Here is a 19,975-nt window from a genome sequence, read left to right on the forward strand (position 1 = left end):
GGAGCGCGCCAGCGATGGTGGACAACGACACGACCCTCCCCGAAGAGCCGACGGCGGCGACGGGGGCAGCAGAGACGACCGAGCCCGAGGCGCAGAAGGCGCCGCGCAAGCGCGCCACGACGCGCCGCAAGGCCGGGACCGGGGCCGACGCGACCCCGGAGACGGCGGATGCGTCGGGCGAGACGGCGGACGCACCGGCTGAGCAGGCGGCGACGCCGGGCGAGCAGGCGGAAGCGCCGGCCGAGCCGACGGTCACCGCGCAGTCGGCGGACGTCGAGCCCGCGGAGCAGCCCTCGGCGGAGGCGCCTGCCGGCGCGCTCGCCCAGTCGGGCGAGCAGGAGCCCGGCCACGAGCCCGGCCTCGCCGACCCCGGCAAGCCCGCGGACGCATCCGCCTCGGACGACGCCGCCGCCGACGCGCCGGCCGAGGACGACCCGCTCGCCGCCGCGCGCGTGCTGCCGGAGGTGCCCGCCGGACCCTTCGGCCTGCTCTTCCACGCGCCCGACCTCGCGCGGCTCCCGGCACTGCCGCCGCTGCGCGCAGAGCTCGACGACGAGGACGACGAGGACGACGACGAGGGCGACGACCAGCAGGACGGCCGGCGCTCCCGCCGCTCGCGGTCGCGGTCGCGCTCGCGCCGCGGCGAGGACGAGAAGCCCCTCATCACCGAGCCGCAGAAGGTGCGCGGGTCGACGCGCCTCGAGGCGAAGCGCCAGCGCCGCCGCGAAGGCCGCGACGCCGGTCGCCGCCGCACGGTCGTCACCGAGACCGAGTTCCTCGCCCGCCGCGAGGCCGTCGAGCGGCAGATGATCGTGCGCTCGAAGCACGACCGCGTGCAGCTCGCGGTGCTCGAGGACGGCGTGCTCGTCGAGCACTACGTCGCGAAGGCGAGCGAGTCGAGCCTCATCGGCAACGTCTACCTCGGCCGCGTGCAGAACGTGCTGCCGAGCATGGAGGCCGCGTTCGTCGACATCGGCCGCGGCCGCAACGCCGTGCTCTACTCGGGCGAGGTCGACTGGGACGCCGCAGAGCTCGAGGGCCAGCCGCGCAAGATCGAGCTCGCGCTCAAGCCCGGCGACACCGTGCTCGTGCAGGTGACGAAGGACCCGGTGGGCCACAAGGGCGCGCGGCTCACGAGCCAGATCTCGCTGCCCGGCCGCTACCTCGTCTCGGTGCCCGGCGGCTCGATGAACGGCATCTCCCGCAAGCTGCCCGACACGGAGCGCGCCCGCCTCAAAAAGATCCTCAAGCAGGTGCTGCCGGAGGGCGTCGGCGTCATCGTGCGCACGGCCGCCGAGGGCGCGACCGAGGAGCAGCTCACGCGCGACGTCGAGCGCCTCACGCGCCAGTGGGAGCGCATCCAGCAGCTCCGGAACGGCTCCGCACCGCAGCGCCTGCACGCCGAGCCCGACCTGCTCGTGAAGATCGTCCGCGACGTGTTCAACGAGGACTTCTCGAAGCTCATCATCCAGGGCTCGGAGGCGCTCGCCACGATCCGCGAGTACCTCGAGGCCATCGCGCCCGACCTGCTCGACCGGGTCGAGGCCTACGAGGGCACCGACGACCCCTTCGACCACTTCCGCATCGCCGAGCAGATCGACAAGGCGCTCGACCGCAAGGTGTGGCTGCCCTCGGGCGGCTCGCTCGTCATCGACCGCACCGAGGCGATGACCGTCGTCGACGTCAACACGGGCCGCTTCGTCGGCGCGGGCGGCAACCTCGAGGAGACGGTCACCAAGAACAACCTCGAGGCGGCCGAGGAGATCGTGCGCCAGCTGCGGCTGCGCGACATCGGCGGCATCATCGTGATCGACTTCATCGACATGGTGCTCGAGTCGAACCGCGACCTCGTGCAGCGCCGCCTCATCGAGTGCCTCAGCCGCGACCGCACGAAGCACCAGGTGGCGGAGGTCACGAGCCTCGGCCTCGTGCAGATGACGCGCAAGAAGCTCGGCCTCGGCCTGCTCGAGACCTACTCCGAGCCGTGCGAGGTCTGCGCGGGCCGCGGCGTCATCGTGCACCACGAGCCCGTCTCGAAGCCGCAGCGCCAGCAGCAGGAGAACGGCGGGCAGGGCGGCGGTCGCCGTCGAGGCCGCGGCAAGCAGGGCGAGCAGCAGGCCGAGCAGCACCAGCAGCAGCAGGGCGGCGGCAACGGCGGCACGCACGCGATCACCGACGACATGCGCAAGGGCCTGTCGCAGATCGCGGCCGCCGCGAAGGGCAAGGCGGTCGACGCCGAGCAGCCGACGGGGGAGCAGCCCTCCGGCGAGCAGGCCCAGCGCGAGCGCCCCTCCGGCAAGGTCGCGCCGTCGAAGGCCGCGGTCGAGGCGGTCGCCGCCGAGCCCATCGTGACCATCCTCGACATCCCCGTCGAGGCGAAGGCGGAGCCGGTGGCCGAGAAGGCGACCGAGCGCGACCTCGACGGACTGCTCGGCGGCGCGCTCGACGCGCTCGCCGCCCCAGCGCCGGGCACCGGCAAGGCCGCGCGCCGCTCGCGCCGCGCCTCGTCGGGCATCATCACGGCCAAGCCCGACGACCGCGACCGCTGATCGGGCGGGCCGCTGCTTCTCCGTTGATCGAGTAGGCCCGCAGGGCCGTATCGAGATCCGTCTCGATACGCGGCCTGCGGCCGCTACTCGACGGACGGGTGACTAGTGCCGCTCCCGCTCCTTCACGCGCAGCCCGCTCGCGATGAGCCGCCGCACGAGCACCTTCGGCGGCACCTGCTCGGCGCCCATCGCGACGAGCTCGGCGATCCGCTCGGCGGGCACGTCGTAGTGGTCGTGGTCGAAGCCGCGCCGGGGGATGCCCGCCGCACGCGCGAAGGCGTGGAGCTCGTCGAGCGACGAGTCGCTCACCAGGTGCGCCCACATCGTGCCGTGATTCGGCCAGAGCGGCTCGTCCACCAGGATCGCCATGCGCCCACGGTAGCGCCGCCACGCGGGGAGGTGCTGTTGACCGGCATGGCTCGCGGCGTGTATCGTTGTTCGCTGGCGCTCGTCGCAATTCCTTGCGCGCGCTACAAGCTTCGTCCCGGCCCTGCCGGGAGTCGTTCCAACAGTGAGGATCCAACGTGGTGTACGCAATCGTGCGCGCCGGCGGCCGGCAGGAGAAGGTCGAGGTCGGCACCGTGCTCGTCGTCGACCGCATCGCCGGTGACGACAACGGCAACGTCGAGCTGGCCCCCGTGCTGCTCGTCGACGGCGACAAGGTCACGACCGACGCCGACGCGCTCGCCAAGGTCAAGGTGACGGCCGAGGTCGTGACCGACCTGCGCGGCCCGAAGATCCGCATCCAGCACTACCGCAACAAGACCGGCTACAAGCGCCGCATGGGCCACCGCTCGGAGCTCACGCGCCTCAAGGTCACCGGCATCAAGTAAGGGAGCCGCACACATGGCACACAAGAAGGGCGCATCGTCCACCCGCAACGGCCGTGACTCGAACGCGCAGCGCCTCGGCGTGAAGCGCTTCGGCGGCCAGGTCGTCAAGGCCGGCGAGATCATCGTCCGCCAGCGCGGCACCCACTTCCACCCCGGCGCCGGCGTCGGTCGTGGCGGCGACGACACGCTGTTCGCCCTCGAGGCGGGCGCGGTCGAGTTCGGCACGAAGGGCGGCCGCAAGGTCGTCAACATCGTCGCCGCTGGCTGACACCAGACACACCCGATGAACGGGGCGGGCTTCGGCTCGCCCCGTTCTCGCATCGAGAGGAGGCCTCCGTGGCGACATTCGTCGACCAGGTGACGCTGCACCTGCGCGCAGGGAACGGCGGCCATGGCTGCGTCTCCGTCAAGCGCGAGAAGTTCAAGCCGCTCGCGGGCCCCGACGGCGGCAACGGCGGCGACGGCGGCGACATCGTGCTCGTCGCCGACCCGCAGGTGACGACGCTGCTCGGCTACCACCGCAACCCGCACCGCTCGAGCGAGAACGGGCAGCCGGGCATGGGCGACCACCGCTCCGGCACGACGGGCGCCGACCTCGTGCTGCCCGTGCCGGTCGGCACGGTGGTGACGGATGCCTCGGGCGAGCAGCTCGCGGACCTCTCGCAGGCGGGCATGCGCGTCGTGGTCGCCGAGGGCGGCCAGGGCGGCCTCGGCAACGCCGCGCTCTCGAACCAGAAGCGCAAGGCGCCCGGCTTCGCGCTCCTCGGCACGCCGGGCTTCGAGGGCGACGTCACGCTCGAGCTCAAGACCGTCGCCGACGTCGCGCTCGTGGGCTTCCCGAGCGCGGGCAAGTCGAGCCTCGTCGCCGCGATGTCGGCCGCGCGGCCGAAGATCGCCGACTACCCGTTCACGACGCTCCACCCGAACCTCGGGGTCGTCGAGTCGGGCCAGACGCGCTACACGATCGCCGACGTGCCCGGCCTCATCGAGGGCGCGAGCGAGGGCAAGGGGCTCGGGCTCGAGTTCCTCCGCCACGTCGAGCGCTGCTCGGCGCTCCTGCACGTCATCGACTGCGCGACGCTCGACCCCGGCCGCGACCCCGTGAGCGACCTGCAGGTCATCCTGCGCGAGCTCGCCGCCTACCCCGTGCCCGAGGGCCAGACGCCGCTCCTCGAGCGCCAGCAGCTCGTCGCGCTCAGCAAGATCGACGTGCCCGAGGCCGCCGAGCTCGCCGCGTTCGTGCGCGAGGACATCGAGGCCATGGGCTTCCGGGTCTTCGAGATCTCGACCGTCGCGCACAAGGGCCTTCGCGAGCTGTCGTTCGCGCTCGCCGAGATCGTCGAGGCCGACCGCCGCGCGAAGGCCGCCGAGCCCGCGCCCGAGCGCATCGTGCTGCGGCCGCGCGCCGTCGACGAGGCCGGCTTCACGATCAAGGTCGAGGGCTCGCACGCCGGACCGGTGTACCGCATCCTCGGTGCGAAGCCCGAGCGCTGGGTGCAGCAGACCGACTTCCAGAACGACGAGGCCGTCGGCTACCTCGCCGACCGGCTAGCGAAGCTCGGCACGGAGGAGGCGCTCCTCAAGGCGGGTGCCGTCCCGGGCGCGACGGTCGTCATCGGACCGGGGGCCGGCATCGTCTTCGACTGGGAGCCGACGATCGCCTCCGCCGCCGAGCTCGTCGGCAACCGCGGCACCGACCCGCGCCTGGATCGCAACGACCGCCGCACGACCGCCGAGCGGCGCGACGAGTACCACCGCCGCATGGACGCGAAGCAGGCCGCGCGCGACGAGCTCGGCACCGAGCGCGACGCAGGGCTGTGGGTCGACGACGAGGGCTTCGAGGTGCAGCGCTGGGAAGACGAGGCATGACGCGGCTCGACCTCACCGCCGGCGAGCGCGTCGTCGTCAAGGTCGGCTCCTCCTCCATCTCGGGGGAGCGGCGCGGCCAGATCGAGCCGCTCGTCGACGCCCTGGCCCGGCTGCACCGCTCGGCCGAGGTCATCCTCGTCTCCTCCGGCGCGATCTCGACCGGCATGCCCTACCTCGGCCTCGAGTCGCGGCCCGTCGACCTGCCGATGCAGCAGGCCGCGGCCGCGGTCGGGCAGAACGTGCTCATGAACCGCTACCAGCGGAGCCTCTCGCGGCACGAGGTCGTCGCTGCGCAGATCCTGCTGACCGCCTCCGACATGGAGCTCGACTCGCACCGCGTGAACGCGCGCAACGCGCTCGAGCGGCTGCTCGAGCTGCGGATGCTGCCGATCGTCAACGAGAACGACACGGTCGCGACCCACGAGATCCGCTTCGGCGACAACGACCGGCTCGCGGCGCTCGTCGCGCGGCTCGTCGGCGCCGACCGGCTCATCCTCCTCTCCGACATCGAGGCGCTCCGCACCGCGCCGCCCGACGAGCCGGGCTCCGAGCCGATCGAGCGCGTGCCCTTCGGCGACCCGCTCGAGGGCGTGCGCCTCGGCGCGTCGGGCTCGCACATCGGCTCGGGCGGCGCGATGACGAAGGTCGACGCGGCCCGCCTCGCGGCCGACGCGGGCGTCAGGGTCACCGTCACCGCGACGCCGCTGCTCGACCGGCTCCTCTCGGGCGAGCGGCTCGGCACCGAGTTCGAGCCGAATCCCGTCGTCCGCGAACCCGCCGCCCGGTGAGCGTCGTCGAGCTCGGCCCGGCCGACGCGGAGGAGGCGATCGGGCTCTGGGAGGGGACCGGGCTCACGCGCCCCTGGAACCCGCCGCGCGCCGACTTCGACCGCGCGATCGCCGGGAGCGCATCCGCCGTGCTGGGCATCCGCGACGGCGACGTGCTCGTCGCGACCGCGATGGTCGGGCACGACGGCCACCGCGGCTGGCTCTACTACCTCGCCGTCGCGCCCGATCACCAGCGCCGCGGCCTCGGCGCGGCGCTCGTGCGCGCGGCCGAGGCCTGGATCGTCGCGCGCGGCGGCGTGAAGCTGCAGCTCATGGTGCGGCGCGACAACGACGCGGTCGCGGCGTTCTACCGCGCGCTCGGCTACGACGAGCAGCCCGTCGTGGTGCTCGGACGCCGCCTCGAGGCATCCGCGGACTCCTAGGATCGAGGCATGGCCGATGACCTCGACGTGCTGCTGACCGACTCGAAGCGAGCCTCTCGCACCCTCGGCGTCGCGCCGGCGGGCCAGCGGCACGAGGCGATCCGCGCGATCGCGACCGCGATCGAGCACGCGACCGACCGCATCCTCGCCGCGAACGCCGAGGACCTCGAGCGCGGCCGCGAGAGCGGGCTCGCCGAGGGCATGCTCGACCGGCTGCTGCTCGACGAGGCCCGCATCGCGGGGCTCGCCGCCGCCGCTCGCGCGCTCGCCGAGCTGCCCGACCCGATCGGCGAGGTGCTGCGCGAGCGCACGCTGCCCAACGGGCTCGAGCTCACCGAGGTGCGGGTGCCCTTCGGCGTCGTCGGCGTCATCTACGAGGCGCGCCCCAACGTCACGGTCGACCTCGCGTGCATCGGCCTCGGCTCGGGCAACGCCGTCGTGCTGCGCGGGGGATCGGCCGCCGAGCGCACGAACGCCGCGCTCGTCGAGGCGATCCAGGATGCGGTGGAGGGCGAGGGCCTGCCGCGCGAGGTCGTGCAGACGATCGACCGCTTCGGCCGCGACGGCGCCGGCCGCCTCATGCGCGCCCGCGGGCTCATCGACCTGCTCGTGCCGCGGGGGAGCGCCGCGCTCATCGACCGCGTCGTGACCGAGTCGACCGTGCCCGTCATCGAGACGGGCGCCGGCGTCGTGCACGCCTTCATCGACCGCGCAGCCGACCTCTCGATGGCGCTCGACATCGTGCTCAACGCCAAGACGCAGCGCACGAGCGTCTGCAACGCGCTCGAGACGGTGCTCGTGCACCGCGACATCGCCGAGACCGCCGTGCCGACGCTCGCCGTCGCGCTGCAGCAGGCGGGCGTCACGATCCACGCCGACGGCGAGCTCCCGGGCGTCGACGGCGCCGAGCCGCTCCGCGACGCCGGCTGGGCGACCGAGCACCTCTCGATGGACGTCGCGATCGGCGTCGTCGACGACCTCGACGCGGCGATCGAGCACGTCAACGCCTTCGGCACCCACCACACCGACACGATCGTCACCGACGACGAGGACGCGGCGGCCCGGTTCCTCGCCGAGGTCGACTCCGCGGTCGTCATGCACAACGCATCCACCCGGTTCACCGACGGCGGCGAGTTCGGCTTCGGCGCCGAGGTGGGCATCTCGACCCAGAAGGCGCACGCGCGCGGCCCGATGGGCCTGCCCGAGCTCACGAGCACGAAGTGGATCGTGCGGGGCACCGGCCAGGTGCGGGCCTGACCGATCCGACCGCGATAGGCTTGCACCATGACGCTGATCACGCTGACCTCGGCCCTGCTCGAGGCCTCGCTCGAGGCCGAGGGCGACGCCGCTTCGGGCTTCGGGCCCTACATCGCCGCGGGCATCACCGCCGCCGTCTTCATCATCTCGGCGATCGTGCTGCGATCGTTCCGCGACGTCGCGCACCGCTCCGAGCGGCACGACGTGCACGGCAACGCCTGATCCGCCTCCGTGGCTGAGCGCCGCCGACGCCTCGGCATCATGGGCGGCACGTTCGATCCCGTCCACAACGGCCACCTCGTCGCCGCGAGCGAGGTCGCGCATCACTTCGCGCTCGATGAGGTCGTCTTCGTGCCGACCGGCGAGCCCTACCAGAAGCGCAACGTCTCGCCGAGCGAGGATCGCTACCTCATGACGGTCATCGCGACGGCGTCGAACCCGCGCTTCCGCGTCAGCCGCATCGACATCGACCGCGGCGGGCCCACGTACACGATCGACACGCTCCGCGACGTGCGGGCAGCGCACCCCGACGCCGAGCTCTTCTTCATCACGGGGGCGGATGCGTTCACCTCGATCGTGGAGTGGAAGGACGCCGACGAGCTGTGGGAGCTCGCGCACTTCGTCGCGGTCACCCGCCCGGGCCACCACCTGTCGGTGCAGGACTATCCGCGAGAGCGTGTCTCCGAGCTGGAGATCCCCGCCCTTGCGATATCCTCGACCGATTGCCGTGCGCGCGTCCGCGCCGGGTATCCCGTCTGGTATCTCGTGCCCGACGGGGTGGTTCAATACATCAGCAAGAACGACCTGTACCGGAGACTGACAGCATGACCGATGCGAACGAGGGGCGCCCGCTCACCAGGCGCCAGCTTCGCGAGCTCGAGCGCGCTGCAGAGCTGGCCCGCACCGGCGGTGTCCCGCCGGTCCCCGATGCAGCCGAGCGCGAGCAGCTGAGCGACGAGCCCGAGCGCGTCGGCCGCCACTCGGCCCCGAGCGTCCCCGCGGCGCCGGAGGAGACGCAGCCCATCGAGCCGCTCGAGGCGCAGCTCGCCGTCGACGCGCCCGAGGCCGAGCCCTCCGCCGACGCCGACGCCGAGCCCGAGCTCGCGCCGCAGCCCGAGATCGCGCCCGAGCCCGCGCTGCAGCCCTCGAAGCCGCTCGGTCGCTTCTTCGGCCGCAAGAAGGCCGCCGAGGCGCCGCAGGCGCCGATCGACCTGTCCGAGACCGTCGCGATGGACCGCGTCGACGTCGACGAGGCCGAGCGCTCTGAGATCATCGAGGCCGAGGTCGAGCCGGTCCCGCCCGCCCAGCGGCCGACCGCATCCGTGCCCGCGCCCTCGTCGGCGCGCCGCTCGAGCGTGCAGGTCGACGACGTGCAGGGCCTCGACACCGTCGACGACCACGAGCTCGACAGCCTCGAGATCGACGAGGTCGTCGTCGAGCAGCCGCGCGTCTCGGCGCACCGCGTCGCCGAGTCGACGCCCGCGCAGCTCGAAGACAAGCGGGCTGCCGAGTCCGAGGACGAGCCGACCCCGACGGGCCCGAGCCGCGGCCAGTCGCAGCGCCTGCCGGTGATCGTCAACGTCGTCTCCGACACGTCCGAGCACCACATCGCCGACCTCCGCGACCAGGGCGTCGCCACGAGCGGCGGCGGCTCGTCGACCTCGTCCTTCACCGCGAACGCGCTCGTGCTGCCCGCCGGCACCGACAGCCCCGACTTCCAGCTCGAGGGCGAGGACGGCCTGCTCGTCACCGGCTCGATCGACGTGCCCGAGGGCTTCGCCTCCTCGGGTCGCGGCAGCGCCTCGATCGACGGCAGCGACGTCGACGCCGAGGTCGCCGAGGGCGAGGTGACGAGCCCCGAGACCGCGCCCGTGCGCGCGTCGAAGGCCGTGTCGTCGTACGCGAACGCGCGCGTGCAGATCGCGCCGCAGAAGCAGCGCACGAACGTCGTCCCAGTCGCGATCGGCGCGGGCGCCGGCGTGTTCGTCGCGGGCGTCGTCGGCGTCATCGTCTGGGCCCTCTCGCAGGGGATCCTCTGAACATCAGGAGTGCACGATGAGTGCCGATCAGCGGGCGATCGAACTCGCCCGAGCCGCGGCGCGCGCCGCCGACAAGGCGCTCGCCGTCGATCAGGTGGCGCTCGACGTCTCGGGCCAGCTGCCGCTCACCGACGTCTTCCTCATCGCGACGGGCCGCAACGAGCGGCAGGTGAGCGCGATCGCGCGCGAGGTCGAGGACGCGCTCATCGTCGACGGCGCGAAGCCGATCCGCCGCGAGGGCCGCGCGGACGGCCGCTGGGTGCTGCTCGACTTCTCCGACATCGTCGTGCACATCTTCCACGAGGAGGAGCGCACCTACTACCAGCTCGAGCGGCTCTGGCGCGATGCGCCGGTCGTCGACCTGCAGCTGCCCGAGGCCCCCGCCACCGCCGAGTAGCGCCCCGCTGCAGCGGACCGCTGCCTTAGCGCGCGAGTGCCCCACCGGCACCGGTCAACTCCGCGCCTGAGTGGTCAACTCCGCGCCTGAGTGGTCACTCGAAGTGACCTCGCAAGGTCGCGGGGGCCCGAAGCTGACCGGCCTGACGGCTCAGGCCCGCCAGAACGCTCCCGCGTCGCCGCCGCGGGCGCGAACGAGCGCGACGGCCATGCTGCCGCGCCCGCGGGCGGTGAAGCGGTCGCCCTCGATCGTCGGCTCCGCCTGGGCGCCGTCGATCCAGAGCGCGATGGCGTCGCCCGTCGCGCGACCCGAGACCGTGAGCTCGTCGCCGTCGCGGGTCACGAGCAGCTCGACGCTCGCGTCGTCAGCGCCGCCGAGCGCGGTCCAGCGCGTCGCCGGCAGCTCCGGCGTCCGGGGCGGCACGGTGCGCCGCTGCCGCTGCGCCTCGATCGCGAGCCCGATGCGCAGCAGGCGCTCGTCGTCGTAGGGCCGGCCGGCGATCGTGAGCCCGACGGGCATCCCGATGTCGCGCACGGTGCCCATCGGCACCGTGACGGTCGGGATGCCGAAGTGCCGCCACACGAGGTTGCCGTTCGCGACCCACGTGCCGTTGCGCCACGCGAGCTCCGCCGAGGCGGGGTTCGTGTCGGCGTCGGCGGGTGCGACGTCGGCGAGCGTCGGCATCACGACGACGTCGATCCCGTTCGCGTCGAGCCACTCGTCCCAGTCGAGGCGGCGCGTCTCCTCGAGCCCCGCGATGCCGGCCGCCATCGCGGGGATGTCCTCGAGCTCGGGCACGGGCAGCGAGGGGAACTCGGCGAGGTCGATGCTCGCCGCGGGCTCGAACGCGGGCGAGCTGCGCTCGAAGCGGTCGGGGAGGGCACCGGGCGGATGCGGGAAGATGCGCTCGCCGTCGACGTCGCGCAAGTGCGTCAGGGCCGGATCGCCGTTGCGCTGCAGGAAGCCCTCCCAGGCCCACACCGCGAGCTCGCGCAGCTCGCTCTCGATGAAGCGGGGCGGGACGATGCCGCGGTCCAGGATGTGAGGCGCGCCGTCGCGATCGCCCTCGTAGTTCGACACGAGCGGCAGGTCGGTCTCGACGACGGTCGCGCCCGCGGCGCGCAGGTCGTCGGCCATGGCGCGCCAGAGCTCGAGCACGCTCTCGCGCGTCGGGATGGGGGTGCGGAGCTCCCGGTCGCCGCCGATGTACATGCGCGGCACCGCGATCGTGAGGCCGGCCAGGGGCGCGGGCTCGAGCGCCGCGAACGAGGCCGGCCGCACGTCGGCCACGGCCGGCACGTCGAGCCACGGCTGCTGTCGCCAGAAGTCACCGTCGGTGCGCTCGTCCGGCACCACGACCGCGTCGAGCGCCGCGAGCAGGTCGGCCATCGAGCGGGTGTGCGGCACGACGACGTCCATCGTGGGCACGAGCGCCCAGTTGCCGCGCATCGAGATGAGGCCGCGGGAGGGCGTGTAGGCGCACAGCGCGTTGCAGCTCGCAGGCGCCCGGCCCGACGACCACGTCTCCTCGCCGAGCCCGATGACGCCGATCGAGGCGCCGGTCGCGCTGCCGGAGCCGTTGGAGGAGCCGGAGCCGAACGCGCTCGTCAGCCACTCGGCGCTGTAGGGGCTCTCGGCGCGGCCGCGGAGGCCCCGCTGCATGCCGCCGTTCGCCATCGGGGGCATCGTCGTGAGGCCGATGAGCACCGCCCCGGCCGCGCGCATCCGCTCGATCGCGAACGCGTCCTCGCCGGCCACGAGGTGCTCGAAGGCGGGGCTCCCGGCCGAGACCGTCATGCCGCGCACCGAGTAGCTCTCCTTCGCGGTGAACGGGATGCCGTCGAGCGGCCCGGCGGCACGGCCGGCGCGGATCCGCGCGTCGGCGGCCGCCGCCGCCTCGAACACGTCGGGCGCGAGCACGGGCACGGCGTTCAGGCAAGGGCCTGCGACGTCGAACGCGGCGATCCGCGCGAGCGTGAGCGCCGCGAGCTCGGTGGCGGTCGTCCGCCCCGCGTCGAGCTCGGCCCGCAGCGAGCGCACGCTCGCCTCGACGAGCCGCACGCCATCCTCCGAAGGCACCTCGCTCACGAGGCGCTCCTCGGCTGCTGCTGCGTGATGCAGTGGATGCCGCCGCCGCGCGCGAAGAGCTCGCGGGCGTCGAAGGTCACGGCGCGCCGCCCCGGGTAGACCGCCTCGAGCACCTCGCGCGCGCCCTCGTCGGCGGCGGGGTCGTCGAAGCCGCACACGATGACGCCGTCGTTCACGATCACGTGGTTGACGTACGACCAGTCGACCCAGCCCTCGCCGTCGCGGAGCGTCGCGGGCGCGGGCAGCGGCACGACCTCGAGCCGAGCGCCGCTCGCGTCGACCGCCTCGGCGAGCAGCCTCGCGGTGTCGCGCGAGACGGCGTGGTCGGGATGCTCGGGGGAGCGCTGGTCATGCACGAGCACGCGGCCGTCCCCGACGAGCGACGCGACGATGTCGACGTGGCCGCGCGTGCCGTAGCGCTCGTAGTCGCGCGTGAGGCCGCGGGGGAGCCAGATGGGATGCGTCGCACCGATCGTGCGCTCGAGCTCCGCCTCGACCTCGGCGCGCGAGATGCCGGGGTTCCGGCCCGGGTCGAGCTGCACCGTCTCGGTGAGCAGCACGGTGCCGCGGCCGTCGACGTGGATGGCGCCGCCCTCGTTGATGAGCGGGGAGGGGATGCGCTCAGCGCCGGCGAGCTCCGCCACGAGCGAGCCGATCCGCGCGTCGTGCTCCCAGCTCGCCCAGTCCTGCGCGCCCCAGCCGTTGAAGACCCAGTCGACCGCGCCGAGCCTGCCGCGCTCGTCGAGCACGAAGGTCGGGCCGATGTCGCGCATCCACGCGTCGTCGAGCGGCGCCTCGACGATCGTCACGGCGCTCGAGAGCAGCCGTCGCGCGACGCCCAGCTCGTCGGCGTCGACGATCATCGTCACGGGCTCGAACTCGCTCGCGGCGTTCGCGACCGCCGCCCAGGCCTCGTGCGCCGCCGCGGCCTCGGCGGGCGAGTCGCCGGCGTTCGGGCCGTGCGGGAACGCCATCCACAGCCGCTCGTGCGGCGCCGACTCCACGGGCATGCGCCAGGACATCCGTCTCCCATCATCGCGATCGCGTATTGATCGGTTGATCAATAGTCTGGGTCGACAAGTTACTGTGGTCGCGGCGAGGAAGCAATGACCCCAGCGAAGCGAGTGCGGAAGAGTCCCGAGGAGCGGCGCGCCGACGTGTACGGCGCGGCGCGCGCGATCGCGCTCGAATCCGGCCTGAGCGCCGTCACCCAGCGCGCGGTCGCCGAGCGCGCCGGGGTCGCGCCCGGGCTCGTCACGCACTACGCCGGCCGCATGGAGCTCCTGGTCGCCGAGATCTTCCACGACATCGCGCAGGAGGAGCTCGAGACCGTGCGGTCGAGCGTCGATGCCGTGGACGGCGACGACGTCGAGCGCGTCATCGCGCTCCTGCACGGGCTCATCCGCGACTACCGCCGCGACGTCGCGCTCGTGTGGCTCGACGGCTGGAGCCTGTCGCGCCGCAACGAGGAGCTCGCCGCGACGCTCGTCGACCAGGCGCGCGCGTGGGAGGACTTCGTCGCGGGCGTCTTCGAGCGAGGGGATGCCTCGGGCGCCTTCCGCGCGCCGGACCCCCTCGCGCTCGCGCGCTTCGTGATCGGCGCGACCGACGGCTTGAGCGCGCAGGCGACCGTGTGGGCCGGGCACGAGGAGGAGACGGTGCGCTACGTCACGCGCACGGTCGCGGGGCTGCTCGGCATCCCGAGCTCGGCGCTCGCCCGCGCCGCCTATTGATCATCTGACCAATAGTGTGCGACACTCGCTCCCGCGGCGCTGAGCAGCGCCGACGAGGGAGGGATCCACACCATGCTCGAACGCGCTAGCGACGTGCTCGTCATCGGCGCCGGGGCCGCTGGCCTCAGCGCAGCGACGCGACTGGTCGAGGCCGGTCTGACGGTGACGGTGCTCGAGGCGCGCGACCGCGTCGGCGGCCGCACGTGGACGCGGGAGATCGACGGCGCCGTGCTCGAGATCGGCGGCCAGTGGGTCTCGCCCGATCAGGAGGCGCTCATCGAGACGCTCGATCGGCTCGGGCTCGAGACCTTCCCGCGCTACCGCGACGGCGAGAGCATCTACGTCGACCGCGAGGGGCAGCGCCACCGCTACACGGGCGAGATCTTCCCCGCGGGCGCCGAGACCGAGGCCGAGATCGAGCGCCTCATCGGCATCCTCGACGCGCTCGCGACCGAGGTCGGCGCGACCGCGCCCTGGGCGCACCCCCGGGCCGCCGAGTTCGACGCCATCTCGTGGCACCACTGGCTCCGCACCCAGTCCGACGACGAATCCGCGTGCGAGATCGTCTCGATCTACGTCGCCGAGGCGATGCTCACGAAGCCCGCGCACTCGTTCAGCCTGCTGCAGGCGCTGCTGATGGCGGCCTCGGCGGGCGGCTTCGCCAACCTCGTCGACGAGGACTTCATCCTCGACCGCCGCGTCGTCGGCGGCATGCAGCAGGTCTCGCTGCGGCTCGCCGAGCAGCTGGGGGACTCCGTCGTCCTGAACGCGCCCGTGCGCCGGCTCGAGCACTCCGCCGACGGCGTCGTCGCGCACGCCGACGGCGGCGTGGTCGTCCGGGCGAAGCGCGCGGTCGTCGCGGTGCCGCCCAACCTCTACGCGCGCATCGACTTCCAGCCGCCGCTGCCGCGCCTGCACCAGCAGATGCACCAGCACGTCTCGCTCGGCCTCGTCATCAAGGTGCACGCCGTCTACGACTCGCCGTTCTGGCGCGAGGACGGCCTCTCCGGCACGGTCTTCGCCCCGCACAGCCCCGTGCACGAGGTCTACGACAACACGAACCACGAGGACGAGAAGGGCACGCTCGTCGCCTTCATCTCCGACCTCAACGCGGATGCGTCGTTCCGGCTGGGACCGGAGGCGCAACGCGCTGCGATCCTCGAGCAGCTCGCGGCGTACTTCGGCCCGCGCGCGCTCGAGCCGGAGGTCTTCTACCTCTCGGACTGGGGTGCCGAGGAGTGGACGCGCGGCGCGTACGCCGCGAGCTTCGACATCGGCGGCCTCTCGCGCTACGGCGCGATGCAGCGCGAGCCGCTCGGCCCGCTGCACTGGGCCTGCAGCGACATCGCCGCCGAGGGCTACCAGCACGTCGACGGCGCGATCCGCCGCGGCTGGGGCGCGGCGGATGAGGTCATCCACGAGCTCGGCGCCTGACCGAGCCAGAACCAGACAGGAGTCAATGGTGACTGCAACACGCGCGGCCGACGCCGCCGTCTCGAACAAGGGGCTCGCGCCCGGCACCGTCGGGGTGCTCGGCGCCGTCGTGATCGGCGTCTCGACGATCGCGCCCGCCTACACCTTCACCGCGGCGATCGGCCCGACGGTGAGCGCCGTGGGCGTGCAGGTGCCCGCGATCATCCTGCTCGGCTTCGTGCCGATGCTGCTCGTGGCGTTCGGCTACCGCGAGCTCAACCGCGCGATGCCCGACGCCGGCACGTCGTTCACGTGGGCGACCCGCGCGTTCGGCCCCTACGTCGGCTGGATGGCCGGCTGGGGCCTCGTGATCGCGACCGTGCTCGTGCTCTCGAACCTCGCGGGCATCGCCGTCGACTTCCTCTACCTGCTGCTCGCGCAGATCACCGGCAACGAGTCGATCGCCGAGCTCGCGGCGAACCCGTTCATCAACGTCATCACGTGCCTCGCCTTCATGGCCGCCGCGACCTTCATCTCCTACCGCGACATCGAGACCACGCAGCGCGTGCAGCTCGGCCTCGTCGCGTTCCAGGTGCTCGTGCTGCTCGTCTTCGGCATCACCGCGCTCGTCCGGGCGTCGTCGGGCGAGGCGATCGACCACACGCCGATCGACGCGTCGTGGTTCAACGTGCTGCAGGCGCCCTCGGTGAGCGCGGTCATCGCGGGCCTGTCGCTCTCGATCTTCATCTTCTGGGGCTGGGACGTCGTGCTGACGATGAACGAGGAGGCGGAGGACCCGGCGCGCACGCCCGGCCGCGCCGCCGCCCTCACGATCGTCGTCGTGCTCGGCCTCTACCTGCTGCTCGCCATCGCGCTGCTCGCCTTCGCCGGCAACGGCGAGACCGGGCTCGGCCTCGGCAACCCCGACATCCAGGACAACGTCCTCTTCTTCCTCTCCGACCCGATCATGGGGCCGCTCGGCTGGCTCATCTCGCTCGCCGTGCTGTCGTCGTCGGCCGCGTCGCTGCAGTCGACGGCGCTCTCGCCCGCCCGCACGCTCCTCGCGATGGGCCACTACGGCGCAGTGCCCGCGCGCTTCGCGACGGTGCACCCGCGCTACCGCACGCCCGGCTTCGCCGCCGTCGTCGCGGCGCTCGTCGCGAGCGGCTTCTACGCGGTCATGCGCTTCGTGAGCGAGAACGTGCTGTGGGACACCATCACCGCGCTGGGCATGATGGTCTGCTTCTACTACGGCCTCACCGCGCTCAGCGCCGTCTGGTACTTCCGGAAGACGGCGACCTCGTCGGCCAAGGCCTTCCTCGTGCAGCTCCTGTGCCCGCTCATCGGCGGCGTCATGCTCGTCGTGCTCTTCGTGCAGACGCTGATCGACAGCCTCGACCCGGCCTACGGCTCGGGCTCCGAGATCGGCGGCGTCGGCCTCGTCGGCATCCTCGGCATCGGCATGCTGCTGCTCGGCGTCGTGCTCATGCTCATCATGCGCAGGCTCCGTCCCGCGTTCTTCCGCGGCGAGGTGCTGCCCAAGGGCTTCAACAAGGGCGACCTCGACACGAAGGCGCTCTTCATCAAGTAGCGGCGCCCACGACGACGGATGCGTCCGGCCAGGTCCCCACGGACCGGGCCGGACGCATCCGGTCTGTCTGCCTGCCTAGCCGGCGAGCGAGGGCGTGAGCGTGATGACGTTCGCCCACGGATCCTCGAAGCGGAGGCTCCGCCCGTCGTCGGCGACCGCGACGCCCGCCGACGCGAGCCGCTCGCGCGCCGAGCCGAGGGCATCCGCGTCGGGCACCTGGATCTCAACCCGGCCGAGCCCGAGCGTGTCGGCGCGGCGGCCCGCGCCGCGCGAGTTCCACACGTTCATCGCCATGTGGTGGTGGTAGCCGCCCGCGCTCACGAAGAGCGCCGTGCTGCCGAGCGACGTGGTCTCGGCGAAGCCGAGCGCGTCGACGTAGAACGAGCGCGCGGTCGCGACGTCGCCGACCTGGAGGTGCACGTGGCCGACCTTCGCGCCGACCGGCGCCGTCGCCGACTGCCCGAAGGAGCCGCGGTCGAGGTGCTCGTTGACGAAGCGGTTCGGGTCGATGAACTCGGTCGTCATGTAGACCTGGCCGTTCGACCAGCGCCACTGGTCGCGCGGCCGGTCGACGTAGAGCTCGACGCCGTTGCCGTCGGGGTCGGCGAAGTAGAACGCCTCCGAGACGTGGTGGTCGCCCGTGCCGGCGAACTGGATGCCGGGGATCTGCGTCATCCGCACGACCGCCGCCGCGAGCGCCGCGTGCGTCGGATAGAGGATCGCGGTGTGGAACAGGCCCGCGTCGGCAGGGTTCGGGCCGCGGAGGTCGGGCGCCTCCTCGAGCACGAGGATCGTGCGGTCGCCCACGCCGAGCTCGACGACGCCGGGCCGCTCGGCGATGTGCTCGAGGCCGACACCGGCGGTGTACCAGTGCACGAGGCGAGCGAGCTTCGCGGTCTTGAGCATCACCGGGCCCATGTCGGTGGCGTCAGGCAGCAGGTCGATGGTGTTCATGGGTTCCTCCACGGGAGGCAACGCCGCTCGGCGCCGGGCATTCCTGGCGACCGCTCGGGCGGCGCCGGGTAGGGTCGCGCTCCATGGGCGAGAGCGTGTGGACCGACCGTGCCGACGAGCTGCTGCTGCGCACCGCGTCGGCCGAGCCGACCCCCGGCAGCGGCGTGGCCGCCGCGGTCGCGGGCGCCTTCGGCATCGCGCTCGTGCTCAAGGCGCTCACGATCACCGACGACGACGGATGCGCTGCGGTGCGCGCCAGGGGAGAGGCGCTCGTCGAGCGCGTGGTGGCGTCGGCCGACGCGGACGCCCGGGCGTTCGCCGAGGTGATCGACGCGGACGGCGATGCGGACGCCGAGCGGGCGCTCGCCCGGGCCGCCGCGGTGCCGCTCGAGCTCGCCGCCGCGCTCGTCGACGCGCTCGCGCTCGCGCGGGAGACCGAGCCGATCGTCAAGCCGACGCTCGAGAGCGATGTGCAGGGCGGGGCCGACCTCGTGCGCGGCGCCGCGACGGTCGCGCTGCGAGCGGCCGAGCTCAACGTCGCGTCGCTCGAGGAGCGGGGCGCCGAGTCTGCCCCCGCGCTGCGGGAGCGCCTCGACGCGCTTACAACCGTTCTTGGCTGAAACGGGCTATCTGCGTGCGGAGTGGTGAACGCGACCTTGTTGCGACACCGGGCCCTCGTCGAGCGCCGCTAGATAGTAGGCGACGGCGTCCCGCACAAATTCACTGCGATTCTTGCCTAGGCCGTGAGCATGGTCGTCCACAATCTGCGTAAGCCGAGATGGTGCCTTCACTTTCCAAGTGTCGGTGGACGTCTCGCTGTCATCTAGTCTTCGGCGACCGCGCCTAACTCCGGAGAGTAGTTCCTCTACCGACGCGACTCCAGACGCTGTGAGAAGCATCTGCCGGGTCGCCTCGCGACTTTGTTCGCCGCGGTGGACCTCCCCGATGGAGACGAGTTCGCCCCGCTCTGCCTGCGCGGCAAGGGCTTCGTAGTAGTCGATGCTCTTCATGGTTACTCTTCTGATCCCTTCCGGACCCGGATATGCGCCGAGCCGGTCTCGCCAGGTTTCCCTGACCTTCACGCCCCGTCCGGGGCAAGCAAGTGTCGGTAGATGTCCGACAGTGGCATCGCGTGGAAGATCACGACGTCTGATCCATCCATGGTCGCGATGACCTCGATGTACCGATCAGTCTGCGCGTGAGGGTGACCGACGAACACCTTCACCGTGCGCGCATCCCTCCCTCTCTGATCAACCTGTCCTTCGTGGTTCAGCATCGCGTAGATGGCGTCGACCTCGGGAATCCCATGCTTTGCGGCACTGGCGGTGTAGTGGATCCCCATGAGACCAGCATCGCATCAAAATAGGGCCACGTCAATGGGGCCCCGAATGCCCGCCCTCGCGCGGAGGTTCGCGTTGGGTTCCGTCAGCGCGCCTGCAGATCCCGCTCGAGCACGGGCGCGAGCCGGAACGGGATGAGCTCACCCATCGACAGCCACGTCTCGGTGCGCTCGACCCCGTCGCACGCGAGCACGAGCTTGTTGATGCGGTAGAGGTCCTCCGCGTCGCGGCACACCGCGCGCACGAGCACGTCGGCCTGGCCGGAGAGTCCGAACGCCTGCACGACCTCGGGGATCCGCCGCAGCTGCTCGACGACCTCGTCGATGCGCGGCTGGTCGACGTGCGTCGCCATGAAGACCGTGAGCGGGTAGCCGAGCGCCGCCGCGTGGAACCTGCGGTCGAAGCCCTGTAGCGCATCCGACGCCTCGAGCGCCGCCACCCGGTTCTGCACCGTGTTGCGCGCGAGGCCGAGCTGCTCGGCGATCGCGGCGTTCGTGATCCGCGGGTGCCGCGTGAGCTCGAGCAGGATCCGGCGGTCGGTGTCATCGACGATGCGCATGCTGCGCAATCTAGCGCAGCCGTCGTACCCATGGAATGCGCGCTCCGCGCAGCGTGCGTGTCGCAGATTGCGCGGAGTGACTTCCGGCGGTACGGTCTCTCCACGATCGACGAGGCGCACCAGCCTGGCCGATCCGACCGGCG

At 72.5% G+C, this 19,975-nt stretch carries 22 protein-coding genes; 15 read left to right on the forward strand and 7 right to left on the reverse strand.

Annotated elements, in window-relative coordinates:
* Positions 1–14: 14 nt before the first annotated feature.
* The gene (locus H508_RS15510; protein WP_084155253.1) at positions 15–2,549 is read left to right on the forward strand and encodes an Rne/Rng family ribonuclease; all 2,535 of its coding nucleotides are present in this window, start codon (positions 15–17) and stop codon (positions 2,547–2,549) included.
* 102 nt (positions 2,550–2,651) lie between these two features.
* Here the strand turns inward: H508_RS15510 and H508_RS0108975 are convergent, their stop codons facing one another.
* Positions 2,652–2,918, reverse strand: a complete 267-nt coding sequence (locus H508_RS0108975) for a DUF4031 domain-containing protein (RefSeq protein WP_026373814.1) — start codon at positions 2,916–2,918, stop codon at positions 2,652–2,654.
* A gap of 155 nt (positions 2,919–3,073) precedes the next feature.
* Between H508_RS0108975 and rplU the strand changes: the two genes are divergently transcribed.
* The 10 genes from rplU (at position 3,074) to rsfS (ending at position 10,154) form a co-directional block, all read left to right on the forward strand.
* Complete coding sequence (gene rplU, locus H508_RS0108980; protein WP_021010989.1) at positions 3,074–3,382, forward strand: 50S ribosomal protein L21; 309 nt, start codon at positions 3,074–3,076, stop codon at positions 3,380–3,382.
* 13 nt (positions 3,383–3,395) lie between these two features.
* Positions 3,396–3,650 carry a 50S ribosomal protein L27 gene (gene rpmA, locus H508_RS0108985; RefSeq protein ID WP_021010990.1) on the forward strand — a complete coding sequence of 85 codons (255 nt, stop codon included), beginning with the start codon at positions 3,396–3,398 and terminating at the stop codon, positions 3,648–3,650.
* Positions 3,651–3,718: 68 nt separating this feature from the next.
* Positions 3,719–5,251 carry a GTPase ObgE gene (obgE, locus tag H508_RS0108990; protein ID WP_026373815.1) on the forward strand — a complete coding sequence of 511 codons (1,533 nt, stop codon included), beginning with the start codon at positions 3,719–3,721 and terminating at the stop codon, positions 5,249–5,251.
* Positions 5,248–6,039: a glutamate 5-kinase gene (proB, locus tag H508_RS0108995; RefSeq protein ID WP_026373816.1), complete on the forward strand. Its 792-nt coding sequence runs from the start codon at positions 5,248–5,250 to the stop codon at positions 6,037–6,039. The genes obgE and proB overlap by 4 nt, the downstream gene beginning before the upstream one ends.
* The gene (locus tag H508_RS15515; protein WP_035254631.1) at positions 6,036–6,461 is read left to right on the forward strand and encodes a GNAT family acetyltransferase; all 426 of its coding nucleotides are present in this window, start codon (positions 6,036–6,038) and stop codon (positions 6,459–6,461) included. The genes proB and H508_RS15515 overlap by 4 nt, the downstream gene beginning before the upstream one ends.
* A gap of 9 nt (positions 6,462–6,470) precedes the next feature.
* Positions 6,471–7,718 (forward strand): glutamate-5-semialdehyde dehydrogenase, encoded by a 1,248-nt coding sequence (locus H508_RS0109005; protein WP_026373817.1) that lies wholly within the window; start codon positions 6,471–6,473, stop codon positions 7,716–7,718.
* A gap of 27 nt (positions 7,719–7,745) precedes the next feature.
* On the forward strand, positions 7,746–7,940 hold the full coding sequence (locus tag H508_RS0109010) for a hypothetical protein (RefSeq protein ID WP_026373818.1): 195 nt from the start codon (positions 7,746–7,748) through the stop codon (positions 7,938–7,940).
* 9 nt (positions 7,941–7,949) lie between these two features.
* Positions 7,950–8,546 carry a nicotinate-nucleotide adenylyltransferase gene (nadD, locus tag H508_RS0109015; RefSeq protein ID WP_026373819.1) on the forward strand — a complete coding sequence of 199 codons (597 nt, stop codon included), beginning with the start codon at positions 7,950–7,952 and terminating at the stop codon, positions 8,544–8,546.
* On the forward strand, positions 8,543–9,757 hold the full coding sequence (locus H508_RS17430; protein WP_026373820.1) for a hypothetical protein: 1,215 nt from the start codon (positions 8,543–8,545) through the stop codon (positions 9,755–9,757). The genes nadD and H508_RS17430 overlap by 4 nt, the downstream gene beginning before the upstream one ends.
* A 16-nt stretch (positions 9,758–9,773) precedes the next feature.
* A complete protein-coding gene (rsfS, locus tag H508_RS0109025; protein ID WP_026373821.1) occupies positions 9,774–10,154 on the forward strand; it encodes a ribosome silencing factor in 381 nt (126 codons plus the stop codon).
* A gap of 150 nt (positions 10,155–10,304) precedes the next feature.
* On the opposite strand, the gene H508_RS0109030 is transcribed toward rsfS, so the two are convergent.
* Together H508_RS0109030 and H508_RS0109035 are read right to left on the reverse strand one after the other, a co-directional pair.
* A complete protein-coding gene (locus H508_RS0109030) occupies positions 10,305–12,242 on the reverse strand; it encodes an amidase (protein ID WP_245569493.1) in 1,938 nt (645 codons plus the stop codon).
* Complete coding sequence (locus H508_RS0109035; protein WP_026373823.1) at positions 12,239–13,264, reverse strand: agmatine deiminase family protein; 1,026 nt, start codon at positions 13,262–13,264, stop codon at positions 12,239–12,241. The genes H508_RS0109030 and H508_RS0109035 overlap by 4 nt, the downstream gene beginning before the upstream one ends.
* A gap of 84 nt (positions 13,265–13,348) precedes the next feature.
* On the opposite strand from H508_RS0109035, the gene H508_RS0109040 reads away from it, so the two are divergent.
* From H508_RS0109040 to H508_RS15520, 3 genes are all read left to right on the forward strand, one after another.
* Positions 13,349–13,975 (forward strand): TetR/AcrR family transcriptional regulator, encoded by a 627-nt coding sequence (locus H508_RS0109040; protein ID WP_026373824.1) that lies wholly within the window; start codon positions 13,349–13,351, stop codon positions 13,973–13,975.
* 72 nt (positions 13,976–14,047) lie between these two features.
* Positions 14,048–15,409: a flavin monoamine oxidase family protein gene (locus H508_RS0109045; RefSeq protein ID WP_026373825.1), complete on the forward strand. Its 1,362-nt coding sequence runs from the start codon at positions 14,048–14,050 to the stop codon at positions 15,407–15,409.
* A gap of 25 nt (positions 15,410–15,434) precedes the next feature.
* Entirely contained in the window at positions 15,435–16,979 is a 1,545-nt protein-coding gene (locus H508_RS15520) for an APC family permease (protein WP_051223122.1), read from the forward strand.
* A gap of 75 nt (positions 16,980–17,054) precedes the next feature.
* Here H508_RS15520 and H508_RS0109055 read toward each other — a convergent pair whose 3' ends face one another.
* A complete protein-coding gene (locus tag H508_RS0109055; protein ID WP_026373826.1) occupies positions 17,055–17,933 on the reverse strand; it encodes a VOC family protein in 879 nt (292 codons plus the stop codon).
* Between the two features lie 83 nt (positions 17,934–18,016).
* On the opposite strand from H508_RS0109055, the gene H508_RS15525 reads away from it, so the two are divergent.
* Positions 18,017–18,553 (forward strand): cyclodeaminase/cyclohydrolase family protein, encoded by a 537-nt coding sequence (locus H508_RS15525; RefSeq protein ID WP_051223124.1) that lies wholly within the window; start codon positions 18,017–18,019, stop codon positions 18,551–18,553.
* A gap of 6 nt (positions 18,554–18,559) precedes the next feature.
* Here H508_RS15525 and H508_RS17435 read toward each other — a convergent pair whose 3' ends face one another.
* The 3 genes from H508_RS17435 to H508_RS0109070 form a co-directional block, all read right to left on the reverse strand.
* Positions 18,560–18,943 carry a hypothetical protein gene (locus H508_RS17435; RefSeq protein WP_156906041.1) on the reverse strand — a complete coding sequence of 128 codons (384 nt, stop codon included), beginning with the start codon at positions 18,941–18,943 and terminating at the stop codon, positions 18,560–18,562.
* A gap of 68 nt (positions 18,944–19,011) precedes the next feature.
* Positions 19,012–19,275 (reverse strand): hypothetical protein, encoded by a 264-nt coding sequence (locus H508_RS0109065; RefSeq protein WP_026373827.1) that lies wholly within the window; start codon positions 19,273–19,275, stop codon positions 19,012–19,014.
* Between the two features lie 83 nt (positions 19,276–19,358).
* Positions 19,359–19,832: an Lrp/AsnC family transcriptional regulator gene (locus H508_RS0109070; protein WP_021011006.1), complete on the reverse strand. Its 474-nt coding sequence runs from the start codon at positions 19,830–19,832 to the stop codon at positions 19,359–19,361.
* Positions 19,833–19,975 lie beyond the last annotated feature (143 nt).

This window comes from Agrococcus lahaulensis DSM 17612, assembly GCF_000425105.1.
Classification (GTDB): Bacteria; Actinomycetota; Actinomycetes; order Actinomycetales; family Microbacteriaceae; genus Agrococcus; species Agrococcus lahaulensis.

Excerpts from the sequence above, each read along its gene's own strand:
- H508_RS15510 (WP_084155253.1), top strand. The coding sequence starts at position 15 with ATGGTGGACAACGACACGACCCTCCCCGAAGAGCCGACGGCGGCGACG.
- H508_RS0108975 (WP_026373814.1), bottom strand. The coding sequence starts at position 2,918 with ATGGCGATCCTGGTGGACGAGCCGCTCTGGCCGAATCACGGCACGATG.
- rpmA (WP_021010990.1), top strand. The coding sequence starts at position 3,396 with ATGGCACACAAGAAGGGCGCATCGTCCACCCGCAACGGCCGTGACTCG.
- proB (WP_026373816.1), top strand. The coding sequence starts at position 5,248 with ATGACGCGGCTCGACCTCACCGCCGGCGAGCGCGTCGTCGTCAAGGTC.
- H508_RS0109005 (WP_026373817.1), top strand. The coding sequence starts at position 6,471 with ATGGCCGATGACCTCGACGTGCTGCTGACCGACTCGAAGCGAGCCTCT.
- H508_RS0109010 (WP_026373818.1), top strand. The coding sequence starts at position 7,746 with ATGACGCTGATCACGCTGACCTCGGCCCTGCTCGAGGCCTCGCTCGAG.
- H508_RS17430 (WP_026373820.1), top strand. The coding sequence starts at position 8,543 with ATGACCGATGCGAACGAGGGGCGCCCGCTCACCAGGCGCCAGCTTCGC.
- rsfS (WP_026373821.1), top strand. The coding sequence starts at position 9,774 with ATGAGTGCCGATCAGCGGGCGATCGAACTCGCCCGAGCCGCGGCGCGC.
- H508_RS0109035 (WP_026373823.1), bottom strand. The coding sequence starts at position 13,264 with ATGTCCTGGCGCATGCCCGTGGAGTCGGCGCCGCACGAGCGGCTGTGG.
- H508_RS0109040 (WP_026373824.1), top strand. The coding sequence starts at position 13,349 with ATGACCCCAGCGAAGCGAGTGCGGAAGAGTCCCGAGGAGCGGCGCGCC.
- H508_RS0109045 (WP_026373825.1), top strand. The coding sequence starts at position 14,048 with ATGCTCGAACGCGCTAGCGACGTGCTCGTCATCGGCGCCGGGGCCGCT.
- H508_RS15520 (WP_051223122.1), top strand. The coding sequence starts at position 15,435 with ATGGTGACTGCAACACGCGCGGCCGACGCCGCCGTCTCGAACAAGGGG.
- H508_RS0109055 (WP_026373826.1), bottom strand. The coding sequence starts at position 17,933 with ATGAACACCATCGACCTGCTGCCTGACGCCACCGACATGGGCCCGGTG.
- H508_RS15525 (WP_051223124.1), top strand. The coding sequence starts at position 18,017 with ATGGGCGAGAGCGTGTGGACCGACCGTGCCGACGAGCTGCTGCTGCGC.
- H508_RS17435 (WP_156906041.1), bottom strand. The coding sequence starts at position 18,943 with ATGAAGAGCATCGACTACTACGAAGCCCTTGCCGCGCAGGCAGAGCGG.
- H508_RS0109065 (WP_026373827.1), bottom strand. The coding sequence starts at position 19,275 with ATGGGGATCCACTACACCGCCAGTGCCGCAAAGCATGGGATTCCCGAG.
- H508_RS0109070 (WP_021011006.1), bottom strand. The coding sequence starts at position 19,832 with ATGCGCATCGTCGATGACACCGACCGCCGGATCCTGCTCGAGCTCACG.